At 70.6% G+C, this 425-nt stretch carries 1 protein-coding gene; it reads right to left on the bottom strand.

Annotated features, from left to right (window positions below; genetic code table 11):
* Positions 1 to 425: aminopeptidase N C-terminal domain-containing protein (locus CFB41_RS37095; RefSeq protein ID WP_144030009.1), on the bottom strand; the 425-nt coding region annotated here is incomplete at both ends.

Below are 425 nucleotides of genomic sequence, written 5' to 3'. Positions count from 1 at the left end.
GCGCGGTTCGGATTCTTCAGGTTGAACGCCGGATGCGCGAGCAGCTTGCGAACCTTTGCGAGCGTCGGCTGCGCGGGCGTGCCGCGTTGCGCGGCCTGCATCGCGAACCACTTGTCGATCACGAGCGCTTCCTTCTCGAAGCGACGATAGAAATCGTCGAGCGCGTGCTCGGCCGGTTCGGTCGCGCCGGCGGCCGCGGCGGACAGCAGCGCGCCGAGCGCGGCCGCGCGATCGGTCATGTTGTTCGCCGCATCGTATTGCGCGCTCGCGAGGCGCACCGCATCGGCCGGATCCTCGAGTTCGGCGAGATAGGCGAGCGCGAGGTTCTTCAGCGCGCGGCGGCCCGAGGCCTCCGGCGTCGGTTCGTAGGCGCCGGGCGTCTGGTGCTGCTCGTAGGCGGCGAGCCATTCCGCGCGCAGCGCGGT

Origin of the sequence: Burkholderia sp. AU33803, assembly GCF_002223095.1 — a bacterium.
GTDB lineage: Bacteria > Pseudomonadota > Gammaproteobacteria > Burkholderiales > Burkholderiaceae > Burkholderia.
The sequence above is the reverse complement of the archived record's forward strand: the minus strand, read 5'-3'. Positions and strand labels throughout refer to the sequence as shown.